The organism is Xanthomonas sp. NCPPB 1826, from assembly GCF_056725285.1.
The window spans coordinates 1,569,754-1,585,780 of sequence record NZ_CM161521.1; the positions used below are offsets into that span (position 1 = coordinate 1,569,754).

Consider the following 16,027-nt stretch of genomic DNA (forward strand, 5'->3'; position numbering starts at 1 on the left):
ACCCCAACAACGCAGCGTGCGGCGCGGCCATCAGCCATCAAACGACGCATGCCCGGCTTGCTTGGCGCGCTGTTCGGCGCTCGCCGCGCAAAGGCCCGCGTGTGCGCGGCGCATTGCACAAACCGCCTGTTGCTTTGGGACTCTTTCGCCTTGGGAAAAGCTAAGATCGAAACTTGTGCAAAGTCGGAGGCGCTAATGATCGATCGTCGTACCTTTCTTGCCACGGGTGTGGTGGCCGCCGCCAGCTTCAGTGCCTCGGCAGCTCGCATCGCGCAAACATCACGCGCCAGCAGCCCCGCGCCGTGGGGTGCGGTGCCCAGCGCGCGACAGCTGCGCTGGCATCGGTGGGAGCAATACGCCTTCGTGCATTTTGCGATGAACACCTTCACCGACAAGGAATGGGGCTACGGCGACGAGGATCCGCGCAAATTCGATCCCAGCGATTTTTCACCCGATCAAATTGTTGCTGCTGCCAAGGCCGGCAATCTGAAAGGGCTCATTTTTACGGCCAAGCATCACGATGGGTTTTGTCTTTGGCCGACGCGCCTGACCGAGCATTGCATCCGGAACTCGCCCTACAAGAACGGCAAGGGTGACATCGTCGGCGAAATGGCAGCGGCGTGTCGACGCGCTGGCCTGGCGTTCGGCATCTACCTGTCCCCCTGGGATCGCAATCATGCCGAGTATGGGCGTCCCGGCTATCTCGACTATTTCCGCAAGCAGATCGTCGAACTCTGCACAGGCTATGGCGACCTGTTCGAGTTCTGGTTCGACGGCGCCAATGGCGGCGACGGTTACTACGGTGGAGCGCGCGAATCGCGCAAGATCGATGCGCCCGCTTACTACAATTGGCCACGGATGATCGAGCTGGTGCATCGGCACCAGCCGATGGCCTGCACCTTCGACCCGCTCGGCGCCGATATCCGCTGGGGCGGCAACGAGGACGGTATCGCCGGCGATCCGAGCTGGCCAACCATGCCCAATGCCCCGTACACCCAGGAAAACGGCAATTCCGGTGTGCGCGGCGGGGCGCTGTGGTGGCCGGCCGAAACCAACACCTCGATCCGCCCTGGCTGGTTCTACCATGCCGATGAAGACGGCAAGGTGCGCAGCCCGGAGAATCTGGTGCGCTATTTCGACACCTCGGTCGCGCGCGGCACCAACATGAACCTCAATCTTCCGCCCGATCGACGCGGCCGCATCCCCGACCACGATGTGGCGGTGCTGCAGAGTTTCGGCGACGCCATCCGCGCCAGCTTCGCCATCGATCTGGCCAAGGGTGCCAAGGCCAGTGCCAGCGCATCGCGTGGCCCCGGGTTCGAGCCGGCGCGCGTCCTCGACCGCCAGCCGGACAGCTACTGGTCCACGCCGAACGAGGTCACCACGCCGACGCTGACGCTGGAATTGTCGGCTGTGCACAGCTTCGATCTGATCCGGCTGCGCGAGTATCTGCCGCTGGGCGTGCGCGTCACCCGCTTCGCGGTCGAAGCCGAGGTCGATGGGCAGTGGCGGCGGCTGGCCGAAGCGCAGTGCATCGGTGCACAGCGCATCGTGCGGCTGGACCGCCCGGTCGCCGCACGCCGGGTGCGCCTGGTCGTGCTGGAGGCGCCGGTGTGCCCGGCGATCAGCGAATTCGCGCTGTTCCGCGCCGTTGCGCCCGTGCCGGTCGCGCGGCCGACCGCGAACGCGCCAGACGTGCTGTCCACCGCCGGCTGGCGAATTGTCGAGGCCAGCGCGCCAGGGGCGGACACGTTGCTCGACGACGATGCCAGCACGATCTGGATCACGCCCGCTCCCACGCCAGGTCATCCCGTACAAGCGACCATCGACCTTGGTGCGCTGCGTCAGGTTGCCGGCTTCAGCCTCACACCCTCGCGCACGGTGATGAACGGTGCGGCGCCGCCTAAAGGCTATCGCGCTGAAACCAGCGAAGATGGGCAGCACTGGCAGCCGGCTGGCGCCGGCGAGCTGTCCAATATCGCTTATGCGCTCTCGACCCAGCGCCTGAATTTCCCCGAGGTCCGCCAGATCCGCTACCTGCGGCTGTCGTTCGCGGAGACGGCGGTGCCCGCCGACCGGTTGGCGATCGCGGGTATCGGTGCGTTCTCGCGCTTGCGATGAGGCTTGCGCTCCCGCGCCGCCACGCGCCGCGCGGGAGCACATCGTTGCGGTGATGCAGTGTCGCGGGCATGAGATGGATCAGGCGAAGCGATGCAGAGATCAATCACGTGTTCGCATCACGTGGTGACCTGAATTTTGAACCGTGCTTGCACACCGCCGTTCCGGATGACGCGCTATGGTGCGCGGCGCACGAGGCAAGCGATCGGTTGGGTATGGAACAGAAACAGCAAGAGTGGATGCAGGCCGTGACCGAGGCGCTCAGCGACCTGCTGGCCGCACGCGTGGCGCAGGCCACGCTGCTGGAAGCGATGATGGTCTCGCATCCCGATCCGGTGATGCTGCGCAAGGCGTGGGACGAGCTGTCGTCCCAGCGCATCGCGTATGTGGCGCAGAAAAAAGCGGTCGCTGCCGATCCGCGGCCGATGGATGCCTACACGCTTGAGCAGTTCCAGGCGTGGGAAGAAAAGCTCAGCCGCTACTTTCCGCGTGCGCCGGATGCAGGGAGCACGGATGCGTGAACCCGCCCGCCAGTGGTCCAGTCGCCGGGGGTAACAGCGATGGGCCGGGCGGGTGTAACCACTGCATGTCGCCTGCGCACGCGGGCGCAGGCGACTGACTGTGCCGGGAGCCAGTCATGGCTCCCAGCCCTGCGGTGGGTTGGTGCTGACATGGTTCCTGATAATCACTGCAGCCGCTGCTACGGCCTGCGTCAGGCCACCGATGCGCGCGGTTTGGCCTTGTCGGCATCCAGGCGCAGGGTGGCAGCGGCGAGGCCGGGTGCGGTGGCCTGCAAGACGATGCTGCCGGCGCTGCGCGTGCTCTGCAGTAGGGCCGCACACAGTCCATTGAAGGCCTTGCGTTGCGGCGCCTTGTCGTCCTCATGGCTGGCGGGGTCGCCGTTGCCCACGCCGATCAACCGCGCAGGCCCGCGCAGCGCGAACTGCACCAGGCTGTCGGCGGTCGGTACCAGGCGGCCCTGCGCATCGACGATCTCCACCTTGACCACCGCCACGTCTTCGGCATCCGCGCGCACTGCATTGCGGTCGCAGCTCAGGCGGATCGCTGCCGGTTTGCCGGCCGTCTCGCGGCGTTCGCTGAGCACCAAGTTGCCGCCGCGATAGCCGCGTGCCTCGATCACGCCCGGTGCGTAGACCACGCGCCATTCGACATGGCCGTAGGCCGGCACCTGCTGCAGGCCCTGGCTGACGCCGTTGACCAGCAGTTCCACCGCTTCGAGATTGCTGTGGCACCAGACCTGGATGCGGCCCTTGTCATCGGGCTGCAGCAGGCCGTCCCAGTTCCAGTGCGGGAACAGATGCAGCACCGGTTCGCTGGTCCATTGCGCGCGGTAGTACCAGTAGTTGTCCTTGGGAAACCCGCAACTGTCGAGCACGCCGAACTGCGAGGCGACATTCGGCCAGCGGTTGTAGGGCGTGGGTTCGCCGCGGTAATCGAAGCCGGTCCAGATGAAGCCGCCAGCGATATACGGGCGCTGCGCGACATAGCTCCACCAGGCTTCGGCGGTGCTGGCCCACCATGGGTGGTCGGTGTCGTAGGCGCGGGTGTAGCCGCGCGCATCGTCGCGCCGGTAGTTGCCACGCACCGACACCGTGCTGCCGGTTTCGCTGCCGTAGATCGGAATGTGCGGATATTGCGCGTGGAAGCCATCCATCTGACTGGTGCGGTAGTTGAAGCCGACCACATCCACGACCTGGCCGACGCCATCGCCAAAGCCCTTGTCCATGGCGAAAGTGGTGGGACGGGTGGGATCGAGCTGGCGCACGCGTTGCTGCATGCGGCTGACGATGCGTGCGCCGCGCTCGGTGACCTGCTGCGGCTCTTCGTTGCCGAGCGACCACAGGATCACGCTGGGATGATTGCGCCCGCGCCGCACCATCGTCTCCAGCTCGCCCATCGCCTCGGGGTCGGTGGACATGCGGCGGGTTTCCTCGATCACGAACATGCCGAGCCGGTCGCACAGCGCGAGCAGTTCGGGCGTGGCCGGATTGTGCGAGCTGCGGTACGCGTTGCAGCCCATCGACTTGAGCTGGCGCAGGCGCCATTCGTGCAGGCTGTCGGGGATGGCGGTGCCGACGCCGGCGTGGTCCTGGTGATTGTTGGTGCCGTGCAGCTTGAGTGGCGTACCGTTCAACAGGAAGCCGCGCTGTGCATCGAAGACGGCCGTGCGCACGCCGAACGGGGTGACCAGCGCATCGACCGCCTTGCCGTCGCTGTGCACGCTGGTGGTCAGGCGGTAGAGCTGCGGAGTGTCGATCGACCATAGCGCCGCTTCGCCGAGCGGCAGGGTCTGTTCGACGAGGTGCACCTGGCCGGGTGCAACGGTGACCGCGGTGCTGGCTGCCTGTGCGACGACGCGTCCATCCGGTGCGGTCACGCGCGCCTGCACCGTGCACTGGCGCGGGGCGCTGCCGTCGTTGCGCACCTCGGTGGACAGCTGCGCGGTTGCGGTGGCGCCTTGCAGCGTGCTGCGCACGAACACGCCGTCCTGCGGCAGATGCAGCGGGTCAGTCTTGTGCAACCACAGATGGCGATAGATGCCGGCGCCTTCGTAGAACCAGCCTTCGCCCAGCGTGGCATCCACACGCACCGCGATCAGGTTGGGCTTGCCGTAGTCGAGCACGTCGCTGAGGTCGACCTCGAAGCCGCAATAGCCGCTGGCGTTGCGCCCGACGATGTGGCCATTGCAGAACACGACGCAGTCGCGGAACACGCCGTCGAACACCAGGCTGATGCGCTTGCCCAGATCGTCTGCGGGAATCTGCAGCACGCGGCGATACCAGCCCACGCTTGTTTCCGGAAAGCTCGTGCCCAGCGGCTTGTAGCCGTGCGCGGCGGCCGGATCTTCCTCGGTGATGGTGGCCGAGATCGGTTCCTGCCGGAAGGGCAGGGTGACGGCCCAGTCGTGCGGCAGATCCAGCAGTTCCCAGCCACTGTCGTCGAAGGCGAGTTGCGCGGCGGTCGCAGTGTCCTTGCCGGCCTTGGCGAAGCTGCGCTGGAAGGTACCGAACTCGAAGTCGCGCGACGGGTCGCTGGCATGGCCCAGATGGAAGCGCCAGCCGAAGTCGAACAGCAGCCGTTCGCGTGGTGCCAGGGCTGCATCGCCGAGCGCGGCAAGCGGCGTGGCGGTGTTACCTGCAGCTGGTGCAGCAGCTGCGATGGCGGGCAGCAACGCACCGGCCGTACCGACCGGAAGTGCGGCGCTTACGCCGCTGGCGAGCATGCCGCGCAGCAGCTCGCGGCGATTGATGCCGGTCATGGCTGGGTCCTCTTGTCGGTATCCGCAGCGTTGCCTGGCGTGCCCGCAGCGGGGGTGCTTGTCGTTGCAGGTACGCCGGTATACGGGTGGCGCATGAAGTCGATCGCCGGCAGCACTTCATTGGCGTGCTTGAAGTCGAAGAAGCTGGCGTTTTCCCACGACGAGCCGGTACCCCAGCGGGTCTTGCAGCTGCTGCTGGTCCATGCCGGCTCCCAGTACACGACGCCGGCGCCGCCGGTATCGATCACCAGCTGGGTGAGATCGACCATGTAGCGGAACTGACCCTGCGGCGTGGCCGGGTAGCCGGGAATCAGCGAGTCTTGGCCGAGCAGATTGTGCGAGGTGTCGCCGGAGTCCAGCGTCCACGGATAGGCGGTTTCCACCACCACCACGTCGGCATCAAAGCGGCCGCGCAGGCGCTTGATGGTCTTGCCCAGCTCGGCCATCGACTGGGTCGACCACTTGCGGTAGTAGCTGATGCCGATCAGATCGTAGTCGGTGACGCCGGCCTTGGTCGCGGCGGCAAACCACGGTTCCACATTCTCCGGCTGGGCGATATGCAGCATCACCCGCGGCTTGATCGTAGAGCGTGCGCCGATGTCGCGTACCGCCTTGATGCCGGCGTTGAACAGCTTGGCGTTGCGCTGCCAGTCGATGGGGCGCTTTTTGTCCCACGGCTTGCTGTCCATCAGATCGGAATTGCTTTCGTTGCCGACCTGCACCAGCTCCGGCATCAGGCCGGCACGGTCGAGCGCGCTGAGCGTGTCATAGGTGAAGCCGTACAGCGTGCGTGCCAGTTCATCGGTATCGGTGATGCTGGCCCAGGCTTTGGGAATCAGCTGTTTTTCGCCGTCGGCCCAGTCGTCGGAATAGTGCAGGTCCAGCAGCACCTGCATGCCTTGCGCGCGTGCGCGTGCGATGGTCTTCTTGACGTCGGACAGGTCGCTGTAGCGGGTCCAGCGGGCATCGTTCCACAACCGCACGCGCACCAGATTGGCACCGTGCGCATGGAACAGTTCGAACGGGTCCTTGACCACGCCGTTCTCGCGGTATTGCACACCGCATTCCTCCATCTCGTTGACGTAGGACAGGTCCGCGCCCAGATACAGCGTGGCGGGGGCCGGGGCGGCGTGTGCGAAGGTGGAGATGGCCAGCGCGAGCAGCGCGGGCGTCCAGAGGCGGCGTGTGGAGCGCATGCAATTCCTCGACAGATGAAACGTGGAGCGGGTGACAGCCTGCCGCATGCGGCGGTGCCGTCGTGCGGGCGGTGCGCGCAATCACAACGTCAGTAACGTAGGCGATTGCGCACACCGTGCGCAGTGGTGGAGCAGGCGTGCAGCAGCGGTGTCAGCGGTGCTTTAGAACTTGTAGGTCGCTTCCAGCGAGTAGCGACGGCCGAACACCTGATAGCCGCCGTCGTCCTGATTGGCCAGACGGTTGGGCTTGTTGTCGGTGTAGGCGCGCAGCGGTTCGTTGGTGAGGTTGCCGGCCTGGAAGCGGAAACCGAGCTGCTTGCTGTACTGCCAGTTCAGGCTCAGATCCACCGTGCCTTCGCTCTGCAACCGTGCCAGCCGCGCCGCATTCCAGCCGTACACCACGGTGTAGGGGCTGTGGTACTTGTAACCCACGCGCGCTTCGAAGCTGCCGTTGCTGTACCACAGGTCGAAGGTGCCGGTCTTGCGTGCCAGCCCGCTCAGCGGCAGCGGGTTGTCTTCCGGCGAGAATTCCTTGAGGTTGGAATCGACCAGCGAGAAGTTGGAGTAGACGCCGAAGTTTTCCATGTGCGGGATGAAGTAGAACGGCGTCTGGAAGGTGAGTTCCACACCATTGATATGCCCGCCGCCGCCATTGAACGGCGCGCTGACCAGGTAATCCAGGCCGTTGATCACTTCGCGGTCGGTGCGGTAGCCGATGCTGGAATCCACTTCCTTGCGATACACCGCAATCGCCGCCAGCGCTTCCTTGTGGAAGTACCACTCGTAGGACAGGTCGACCTGGGTGGCCTTGAACGGATCCAGCTGCGGGTTGCCGCCGCTGCCGGTGAGCTGGCCGACGGTGACGTTGGGGTCATCCAGGCGCCGGCCGGTGCGCAACTCGTCCAGCGGCGGACGCGCGATGACCTTGGCCACCGCAAAGCGCAGGATGCGTTGATCGTCGATCAGGAAGTTGACGGTGGCGCTGGGCAATACGTCGGTATATTCCTTGCTGTCGCTGCTCGCCTGCACGGTGGTGCCGACCGAATCGAAGCCGTCGCTGGTGGTCTTGGTGTTGACCAGGCGCACGCCGATGTTGCCGGTGACATCGGTGCCGAACAGCTGCGAGCTGAACACCGCCTTGGCGAAGGCTTCGCGCACGTCTTCCTTGACGTTCCAGTGGTCGAGCAACTGCTCGTCGAGCGTGGCCGGGTCGAAACCGCCGAAGCCGATCTCGGCGATGGCATCCATGTTGCCGCCGGTCAGCGTGGGCACGTTCAAGTCCGGCATGGTGACCGGATAGATCAGGCCCTGGTACGCCGAGATCGGCTGGTCGTAACCGGACTGGTTGCTGATGAAGCGGCGGTTCTGCTTCTCGCGGCGCGCGGCGCGTGCGCCGAATTCCAGCGAGGTGAACGCCGCGGCATCGACCGGGCGGCTGGCGTTGAGCGCCAGCGCGGCGATCTTGTCGCGCAGCCCCTGCGGCTCGGTCTGGCCGGCGATGCCCCACTCGGGCGTGTCCGAGCTGGTGCTGATGGTGGGGGTGACGCTGCGGCGGAAATCGAACGAGACGGTGTCCGGGTTGCTGCCGAAGCGCACCGCCTGCCAGGTGTTGTCACGCTTGGCCTGCGAGAACGACAGGTCGCTGCCCAGCGTCCACACATCGCCGCTCCACTTGGCGTTGAGGCCGCCGGCGGTGAGCGTCTTGACCTCGTTGTAGTGGCTGACCACATGGTCGACCTGCAGGTTCGAGTTGGCCAGCGTGCCGGCCACCACGTCGCCATCGACGATGGTGTAGGACGAGCCCGGCGTGGTGTACGGATTGGCGCCGGTCGAGAAGGTGCTGTAGGCCAGGCCGTTGAACCAGTTCTGCAACTGGTCCTCGTCGATCTCGATACGCGAATACAGGCCGTCGAACTTCAACTCGAAGTTGCCCGAACGCCATTGCACCGTGCCCATCGCACCGGTGCGGGTCTGCTCGGTCAGCTTGAGCTGGTCGGCCGCGCCGAACGGGGTCGGGTCCACGCGGCCGTCGCCATCCACGTCGCGCGAGGTGGTGGCATCGGTATAGCCCCAGCTGCCGATCGAGGAGTTGGAGTTCTTCTGCTTCTGGTAGGTGGCGCCGAGCGCAACCGCGAGGTTGTCGTTGATCTGGTGCACCCAGCTGGCACCGAAGCGGCTGCCCCACGGGGAATAGCCGTCCACGTCCTTGGCGTGGTCGTAGAACACCGGGCCGGCGGTGCCGACAAAGCCCGGGCCGGTGTAGTCCAGCGGGCTGATGGTGGAGATGTCCACCGTCGCGGCAAGGCCGCCGGCGACCAGGTCCGCCGACTGGGTCTTGTAGACCTTGACGGTGGAGACGATCTCGGTGGGAAACACTTCCCAACGCACGGCGCGATTGGGCTCGGAGGAGGCGATTTCACGCCCGTTGACGGTGCCCATGGTCATGCGCGGGCCAAGGCCACGCACGGTGGCCAGGCTCTCGTTGCCGCGGTCGCGGGTGCCGTTGACGCCGGGCAGGCGCACCAGCGCTTCGGCCACGGTGACGTTGGGCATCTGGCCCATGTTGTCGGCAGAGATCACTTCCATGACGTGATCGGACATCTGCTTGGCCTGCACCGCCTGATTCAGGCTGGCGCGCTGGCCGATCACGGTGATGTTGTCGAGCGTGACCGGCGGCGCAGCCGTGGTGGTGGCATCAGTGGCCGGCGGCGCGGCAGGCGCGCTGTCCTGTGCCTGCGCACTGAACGCGGTGGCCAGCACGCAGGCGATGGTGGTGCAGAGAACGTCGCGCACGGGCGTGCGGCGCAGACGCCGGCTGGCCGGGTGGCCAGTGTGGTGAACGGGCATCGTTTGATCCCTCCCAGGACAAAGTTACCGAATGAAATAGTGGCCGCTGGTGCGGCGCTGTGGAGCGGCTGCGCGTTGGCGTGTCCAACGCGGGCATGGCGGTTGCTGCGGTGTGGAGCTGATTGATCGTTTGCGTGACGCTGCGACGATGGTCGATCGCCTTGACGTCCCCCTGTCCTGCATGTGTCCGCTTCAGGGTAGAAGCGCAAGCCATTCCATTCCAATGAAGCATTTTGCGTGAGCTATCTCGCGTTGGAATGCTGCAGTGCAGCGGTAGCGTCTGCCTGGTCACAGTTGCGGCGTGAGTTGCGTGTACCGGGAAACACGGTTGCCTGGTCGACGCGACGGAACCGGGTCTCGGCCTAGCGCGCGTTGGCAGATAATCGGGGCAATGCCGGAAAGGCGCGCTGCACGCAGTCGTTGCGTTCGCAGGTCAGGCAGCCGGGGCCGATCGGCACCGCATCGTCCACCGCGTCCAGGTCCCAGCCGCGCGCATACACCAGTTGATCGGCATGGCGCAGGTCACAGCCCATCGCCAACGCAAAGGTCTTGCGCGGGCGGCCGTAGCCCGGTGCGCCGCTGCTGACCTGGCGGGCGAGCCAGAAGTAGCGCCGGCCATCGGGCATGCGCGCGATCTGGGTCAGGATGCGGTCGGGCTGGTTGAAGGCTTCGTAGACGATCCACAGCGGGCAGGCGCCGCCGACATGCGAGAAGTGGAAGTCGGTGGCCGAGTGGCGCTTGGACACGTTGCCGGCACGATCGACCCGCATGAAGAAGATCGGCAGCCCGGCCGCACCGCGCCGCTGCAAGGTGCTGAGCCGGTGGCAGACCGCCTCGAAGCCGACGCCGAAGCGATCGGCCAGCCATTCGATGTCGTACCGCGAGCGTTGGGCGCTGCGCAGGAATTGGCCATACGGCATCACCAGCGCGCCGGCGAAATAGTTCGACAGCCCGATCCGCGACAACGCGATACGCTCGGCATCTTCGAAGCCGGCGTCGGCGATGCGTGCGTCGAGCAAGGGCGCGCATTCCAGCAACGCCAGTTGCGCGGCCATCTGGAAGGCCTGCTGGCCGGGGCGCAGATGCGCGGGCAGCCACAGCACGCGCGCCTGCGTATCCACACTGCGCTTGTCGCTGTGCAGATCGGGCGCATCCTGCACCAGCAGGCCGTGGCGATCGGCCAGGCGTTGGCGCAGCCGCAGCGGCAGGTTGTCCGAGGTCAGGCCGAGTTCGGCATACAGCGCCTCGGCGCGCTCATCCAGTTCCGGCAGATAGTTGTGCGCGCGGTTGAAGTAATCGCGCACCTGCTCGCCCGGCGACAGCGAGGGCAGTGCGGCGTGGTCGGCGCCGATCTGTATTTCCAGTGCGGCGGTGCGCTCGAGCAGGTGCTGGTGGGCGCGGTGCAGGTCCAGCAAGGCCTGGGCCACCTGCGGCAGGTTGCCGGTGAGCACGCGCAGCTCGGCGGCCGACAGGCTGTGGCCCAGGCTGCGCAGCGATTCGTCCAGCGGCTCGACCAGCGCGGCCGGGTCGTCCAGGTCGAGCAGGCCGTCCAGATCGCCCAGCGCGACCTTGAGCCGCTGCTGGATTGCCAGGGTCAGGGGGCGCTGGTTGCGCTCGATCTGGTTGAGGTAGCTCGGCGACAGCCCGAGCCGGCGCGCCAGCTCCGCCTGGGTCAGGCCGTGGCGCTGGCGCAGCCGCTGCAGGCGCAGGCCGAGCTGGTGACGGAGCGGGAGTTGCGACTGGGGCATTTGCAAGATTCGCAAAATAGTGGCGGCAGCTTAGCGCGATTAAGCAGTCTCGGGCTGGGAATGCCAGGTCGCGGTGCGAACAATGCGAAGTATCTGTAGCAACCTTCTGCGAGCGACCCTGCAATGAGTGATTCCGTCCCGCGCGTTTCCCTGTTGATCGACGGCCAGTTCGTCACCTCCGCCAGCACCCACTGGCAGGACGTGGTCAACCCGGCCGACCAGTCGGTGCTGGCACAGGTGCCGTTCGCCACCAGCGGCGAAGTGGCCGCGGCGGTGGCGGCGGCCAGCCAGGCCTTCGTGAGCTGGCGCAAGACCCCGATCGGCACGCGTGCGCGCATCTTCCTCAAATACCAGCAGTTGATCCGCGAACACATGCCCGAGCTGGCCGCGTTGTTGAGCGCCGAGCAGGGCAAGACCCTGGCCGATGCCGAAGGCGATGTGTTCCGCGGGCTGGAAGTGGTGGAACACGCCGCGGCGATCGGCAACCTGCAGTTGGGCGAGCTGGCCAACAACGTCGCCAACGGCGTGGACACCTATAGCCTGCTGCAGCCGCTGGGCGTGTGCGCGGGCATCACCCCGTTCAACTTCCCGGCGATGATTCCGTTGTGGATGTTTCCGATGGCCATCGCCACCGGCAACACCTTCGTGCTCAAGCCATCCGAGCAGGACCCGATGGTGACCATGCGGCTGGTGGAACTGGCGCTGGAGGCGGGCATTCCCAAGGGCGTGCTCAATGTCGTGCACGGCGGCGAAGACGTGGTCAACGCGTTGTGCGACCACCCGGACATCAAGGCGCTGTCGTTTGTCGGGTCGACCAGGGTCGGCACGCACGTCTATCGGCGCGCCTCGCTGGCCGGCAAGCGCGTGCAATGCATGATGGGTGCGAAAAATCATGCCGTGGTGCTGCCGGACGCCAATCAGGAACAGACGCTCAATGCGATGGTCGGCGCCGCCTTCGGTGCGGCCGGCCAGCGCTGCATGGCGGCATCCACACTGGTGCTGGTGGGCGAGGCGCGGCAATGGATTCCGGCGCTGGTGGCCAAGGCCAAGGGCCTGACCCTGGGGGCGGGTAATGCGCCGGGCACCGAGGTCGGGCCGCTGATCTCCTGCGCGGCGCGCGAGCGTGTGGAAGGCTTGATCGCCTCCGGCGTCGAACAGGGCGCCACACTGGAACTGGATGGGCGCGCGCCCAGCGTGCCGGGCTTCGAGCAGGGCAACTTCGTCGGCCCGACGATCTTCTCCGGCGTGAGGCCGGGCATGCGCATCTACGACGAGGAAATCTTCGGACCGGTGCTGGTGATCCTGGAGGCGGCCACGCTGGACGAGGCCATCGCCCTGGTCAATGCCAACCCCAATGGCAATGGCACCGCCTTATTCACCCAGTCCGGTGCGGCGGCGCGGCGTTTTCAGGAAGACATCGACGTGGGCCAGGTCGGCATCAACGTGCCGATCCCGGTGCCGGTGCCGCTGTTCTCGTTCACCGGATCGCGGGCCTCCAAGCTCGGCGACCTGGGCCCGTACGGCAAGCAGGTGGTGATGTTCTACACCCAGACCAAGACCGTGACCGCGCGCTGGTTCGACGACGAAACGCTGGGCCACGGCGTCAACACCACCATCTCCCTCAAGTGACACGATCGCCATGAATGCAGCCATCCAGCTACACGCCAATACAGCCGATTTGAATGACGAGCAGGAAGCCTTCCGCGCTGCCGCGCGCGACTTTGCCGACAAGGAACTCGCACCGCACGCCGCGCAGTGGGATGCGGAAAGCCACTTCCCGCGCGAGGCGATCGCCAAGGCGGCCGAGCTGGGATTCTGCGGGCTGTACACCGATGAGGGCGTGGGCGGCCTGGGCATGCGCCGGCTCGATGCCGCAGTGGTCTTTGAGGAACTCGCCACGGTCGATCCATCCACCTCGGCGTTCATCAGCATCCACAACATGGCCACCTGGTTGATCGCCAGTTACGGCAACGACGCGGTGCGCGCGCAGTGGGGCGAGGCGATGACCAGCGGCGCCAAGCTGGGTTCGTACTGCCTCACCGAGCCGGGTGCCGGCTCGGACGCGGCCTCGCTCAAGACGCGCGCACAGCGCGACGGCGACAGCTACGTGCTCAACGGCAGCAAGGCCTTCATTTCCGGTGCGGGCGCCACCGATGTGCTGGTGGTGATGGCCCGCACCGGCGACGACGGCGCGCGCGGCATCAGCGCCTTCGTGGTGCCCGCCGATGCGCCCGGCATCAGCTACGGCCGCAAGGAAGAGAAGATGGGCTGGAACAGCCAGCCCACGCGCGGGGTGAGCTTCGAGAACGTGCGCATTCCGGCCGGCAATCTGCTGGGCAAGGAAGGCGAAGGTTTCAAGATGGCGATGAAGGCACTGGATGGCGGCCGCATCAATATCGCCGCCTGTTCGTTGGGAGCGGCGCAAGGCGCGCTGGACGCCGCCCGCCGCTACATGGGCGAGCGCCGGCAGTTCGGCAAGAAGCTGGCCGATTTCCAGGCGCTGCAGTTCAAACTGGCCGACATGGCCACGCAACTGGTGGCCGCGCGGCAGATGGTGCACACCGCTGCACGCAAGCTCGATGCCGGCAGCCACGATGCCACCGTGTGGTGCGCGATGGCCAAGCGTTTCGCCACCGACGCCGGCTTTGCGATCTGCGACGATGCCTTGCAGATCCACGGCGGCTACGGCTATATCCGCGAATATCCGATCGAGCGCCTGCTGCGCGACAGCCGTGTGCACCGCATCCTGGAAGGCACCAACGAGGTGATGCGCATGATCATTGCGCGCCACCTGCTCAACGGCGAGGAGGAATTGCGATGAGCGATTGGGCAACACGCACGCATACCGGTTTACATGTCGAACGCGACGGCCATGTCGCCATCGTCACCTTGCGCAATCCGCCAGCCAACACCTGGACCGTGCACAGCCTTGCGGCCTTGCGCGATCTGGTCCGCGCGCTGGATGCGGATCGCAGCATCTACGCGCTGGTGATCACTGGCGACGGCGAGAAGTTCTTCAGTGCCGGCGCCGATCTCAAGCAGTTTGCCGATGGCGACAAGGCTGCTGCACGGGAGGCCGCGCGTCGCTTTGGCGAAGCCTTCGAAGCCTTGAGCGCGTTTCGCGGCGTGTCGATTGCTGCCATCAACGGCTATGCGATGGGCGGTGGCCTGGAGTGCGCGCTGGCCTGCGACCTGCGCATTGCCGAGCAACACGCACAGTTGGCCTTGCCGGAAGCCAGCGTCGGCTTGTTGCCGTGCGCCGGCGGCACCCAGAACCTGCCGCGCCTGGTCGGCGAGGGTTGGGCCAAGCGCATGATCCTGCTCGGCGAGCGTCTGGATGCCGCCACAGCACACCGCATCGGCCTGGTGGAAGAGGTGGTGGGCACGGGCGAGTCGCGCGCGCTGGCCATCGCCTGGGCACAGCGCGCCGGCAAGCAGAGTCCGGCCAGCGTCGCGGCGTGCAAGCGCCTGGTGCAGTCCACCCGCCACGGCACGCATGCCGCCGCGCTGGTGGCAGAACGCGAAGCCTTCGTCGACCTGTTCGAGCAGGCCGATCAGGCCGAGGGAGTGGCGGCCTTTCTCGAGAAGCGCGCACCGCAGTGGAGCAGTGGCTGATGCTGGATGTGAGCCTCCCCGAAGAAGCCCCGGTGCTGTTCGAACAACGCGATTGCGCCGACGGGCATCGCATCGGCATCGCCACCTTGAATGCGCCCAGGACGCTCAACGGCCTGTCCTTGCAGATGACGCGCTTGCTGGATGCACAGCTGCGCGTCTGGGCCGACGACGCGCAGATTGCCTGCGTGGTGCTGCGTGGTGCCGGCGAGAAGGCGTTGTGCGCGGGCGGCGACCTGCATGGTCTGTACCAGAGCATGCGCGCGCATCGTGAGGCGGTGCCGGACGCGCAGCAACGTCGCGCGCAACCGCAGGGCAATGCGCACGCCGCTGCGTTCTTCGAAGAGGAATATCGGCTCGATCATCGCATCCACACCTACCCGAAGCCGCTGCTGTGCTGGGGCCACGGCATCGTCATGGGCGGCGGCATCGGCTTGATGTCCGGCGCCAGCCATCGTGTGGTCACCGAGCGCTCGCGGCTGGCGATGCCGGAGATCAGTGTCGGCCTGTTTCCCGACGTGGGTGGCAGTTGGTTGTTGCGCCGCGTGCCGCACGGCGCCGGATTGTTTCTGGCACTGACCGGCGCGCCGCTGGATGCCAGCGATGCCATCTATGCCGGGCTTGCGGATGTCCGCCTGGAACATGCGCAGTACGCGGCAGTGCTGGACGCCCTGGACGCGCATGCCTGGACAGGCGATGCCGATGAGGATCGCGCCCAGCTCGGCGCATTCCTGCACGGGATTGCGCAACCGCTGGAGCCGGGCCCGCTGCAGGTGCATGCGGCGCTGATCGCGCAATTGGTGGCAGGCCAGACGCTGCAGGAGGTGGTCGCCGCAATCCTGGCACTGCAAAGCGAAGATGCCTGGCTGCAGGCCGCGCGTGCCACGCTGGCAGCCGGCGCCCCCGGCTCGGCGCGCCTGGCCTGGGAGCTGCAACGTCACCCGGGCACCGGCACGCTGGCAGACACCTTTCGCACCGAGTACGTGGTGGCGCTGCATGCCGCCGCGCATGGCGACTTCGCCGAAGGCATTCGCGCGCTGTTGATCGACAAGGACCGCACGCCGCAGTGGCAGCCTGCCGCGCTCGAGCAGGCCGATGCGCAATGGGCGGCGGCATTCCTGCAATCGCCCTGGCCACCCGCACGGCATCCGCTTGCCGATCTTGGTGCAGGTTGAGTCGCTGACACGCCGCCGCGAACGGTCTTGGCGGATGCGGACAATGAGCCG

10 protein-coding genes are annotated in these 16,027 nt (G+C 66.4%); 6 read left to right on the forward strand and 4 right to left on the reverse strand.

The genetic code is table 11. The features are described from left to right. The first annotated feature begins 195 nt into the window (after positions 1-195). On the forward strand, positions 196-2,121 hold the full coding sequence (locus tag AC1PLA_RS06770) for an alpha-L-fucosidase (protein ID WP_481106167.1): 1,926 nt from the start codon (positions 196-198) through the stop codon (positions 2,119-2,121). A 212-nt stretch (positions 2,122-2,333) separates the two neighbouring features. Next, positions 2,334-2,639 (forward strand): hypothetical protein, encoded by a 306-nt coding sequence (locus tag AC1PLA_RS06775; protein WP_016903192.1) that lies wholly within the window; start codon positions 2,334-2,336, stop codon positions 2,637-2,639. A gap of 191 nt (positions 2,640-2,830) precedes the next feature. Here the strand turns inward: AC1PLA_RS06775 and galA are convergent, their stop codons facing one another. The 4 genes from galA to AC1PLA_RS06795 form a co-directional block, all read right to left on the reverse strand. Continuing rightward, complete coding sequence (gene galA, locus AC1PLA_RS06780; RefSeq protein WP_481105832.1) at positions 2,831-5,398, reverse strand: beta-galactosidase GalA; 2,568 nt, start codon at positions 5,396-5,398, stop codon at positions 2,831-2,833. Then, positions 5,395-6,594: a glycoside hydrolase family 53 protein gene (locus AC1PLA_RS06785; protein WP_481105833.1), complete on the reverse strand. Its 1,200-nt coding sequence runs from the start codon at positions 6,592-6,594 to the stop codon at positions 5,395-5,397. The genes galA and AC1PLA_RS06785 overlap by 4 nt, the downstream gene beginning before the upstream one ends. A 162-nt stretch (positions 6,595-6,756) precedes the next feature. Then, positions 6,757-9,441, reverse strand: coding sequence for a TonB-dependent receptor (locus AC1PLA_RS06790; protein WP_481105834.1), 2,685 nt, complete (start codon positions 9,439-9,441; stop codon positions 6,757-6,759). Positions 9,442-9,803: 362 nt separating this feature from the next. Beyond that, positions 9,804-11,189: a short-chain fatty acyl-CoA regulator family protein gene (locus AC1PLA_RS06795; RefSeq protein ID WP_481105835.1), complete on the reverse strand. Its 1,386-nt coding sequence runs from the start codon at positions 11,187-11,189 to the stop codon at positions 9,804-9,806. A gap of 123 nt (positions 11,190-11,312) precedes the next feature. On the opposite strand from AC1PLA_RS06795, the gene AC1PLA_RS06800 reads away from it, so the two are divergent. From AC1PLA_RS06800 to AC1PLA_RS06815, 4 genes are read left to right on the forward strand one after another with little or no spacing between them, the layout of a single operon-like run. Then, the gene (locus AC1PLA_RS06800; protein ID WP_104552914.1) at positions 11,313-12,818 is read left to right on the forward strand and encodes a CoA-acylating methylmalonate-semialdehyde dehydrogenase; all 1,506 of its coding nucleotides are present in this window, start codon (positions 11,313-11,315) and stop codon (positions 12,816-12,818) included. 10 nt (positions 12,819-12,828) lie between these two features. Further along, positions 12,829-14,010, forward strand: coding sequence for an acyl-CoA dehydrogenase family protein (locus tag AC1PLA_RS06805; RefSeq protein WP_102583613.1), 1,182 nt, complete (start codon positions 12,829-12,831; stop codon positions 14,008-14,010). Continuing rightward, positions 14,007-14,804 carry an enoyl-CoA hydratase gene (locus AC1PLA_RS06810; RefSeq protein WP_481105836.1) on the forward strand — a complete coding sequence of 266 codons (798 nt, stop codon included), beginning with the start codon at positions 14,007-14,009 and terminating at the stop codon, positions 14,802-14,804. Before AC1PLA_RS06805 ends, AC1PLA_RS06810 begins: the two co-directional genes overlap by 4 nt. After that, positions 14,789-15,976: an enoyl-CoA hydratase/isomerase family protein gene (locus tag AC1PLA_RS06815; RefSeq protein ID WP_193552793.1), complete on the forward strand. Its 1,188-nt coding sequence runs from the start codon at positions 14,789-14,791 to the stop codon at positions 15,974-15,976. Before AC1PLA_RS06810 ends, AC1PLA_RS06815 begins: the two co-directional genes overlap by 16 nt. The last annotated feature ends 51 nt before the right edge of the window (positions 15,977-16,027 follow it).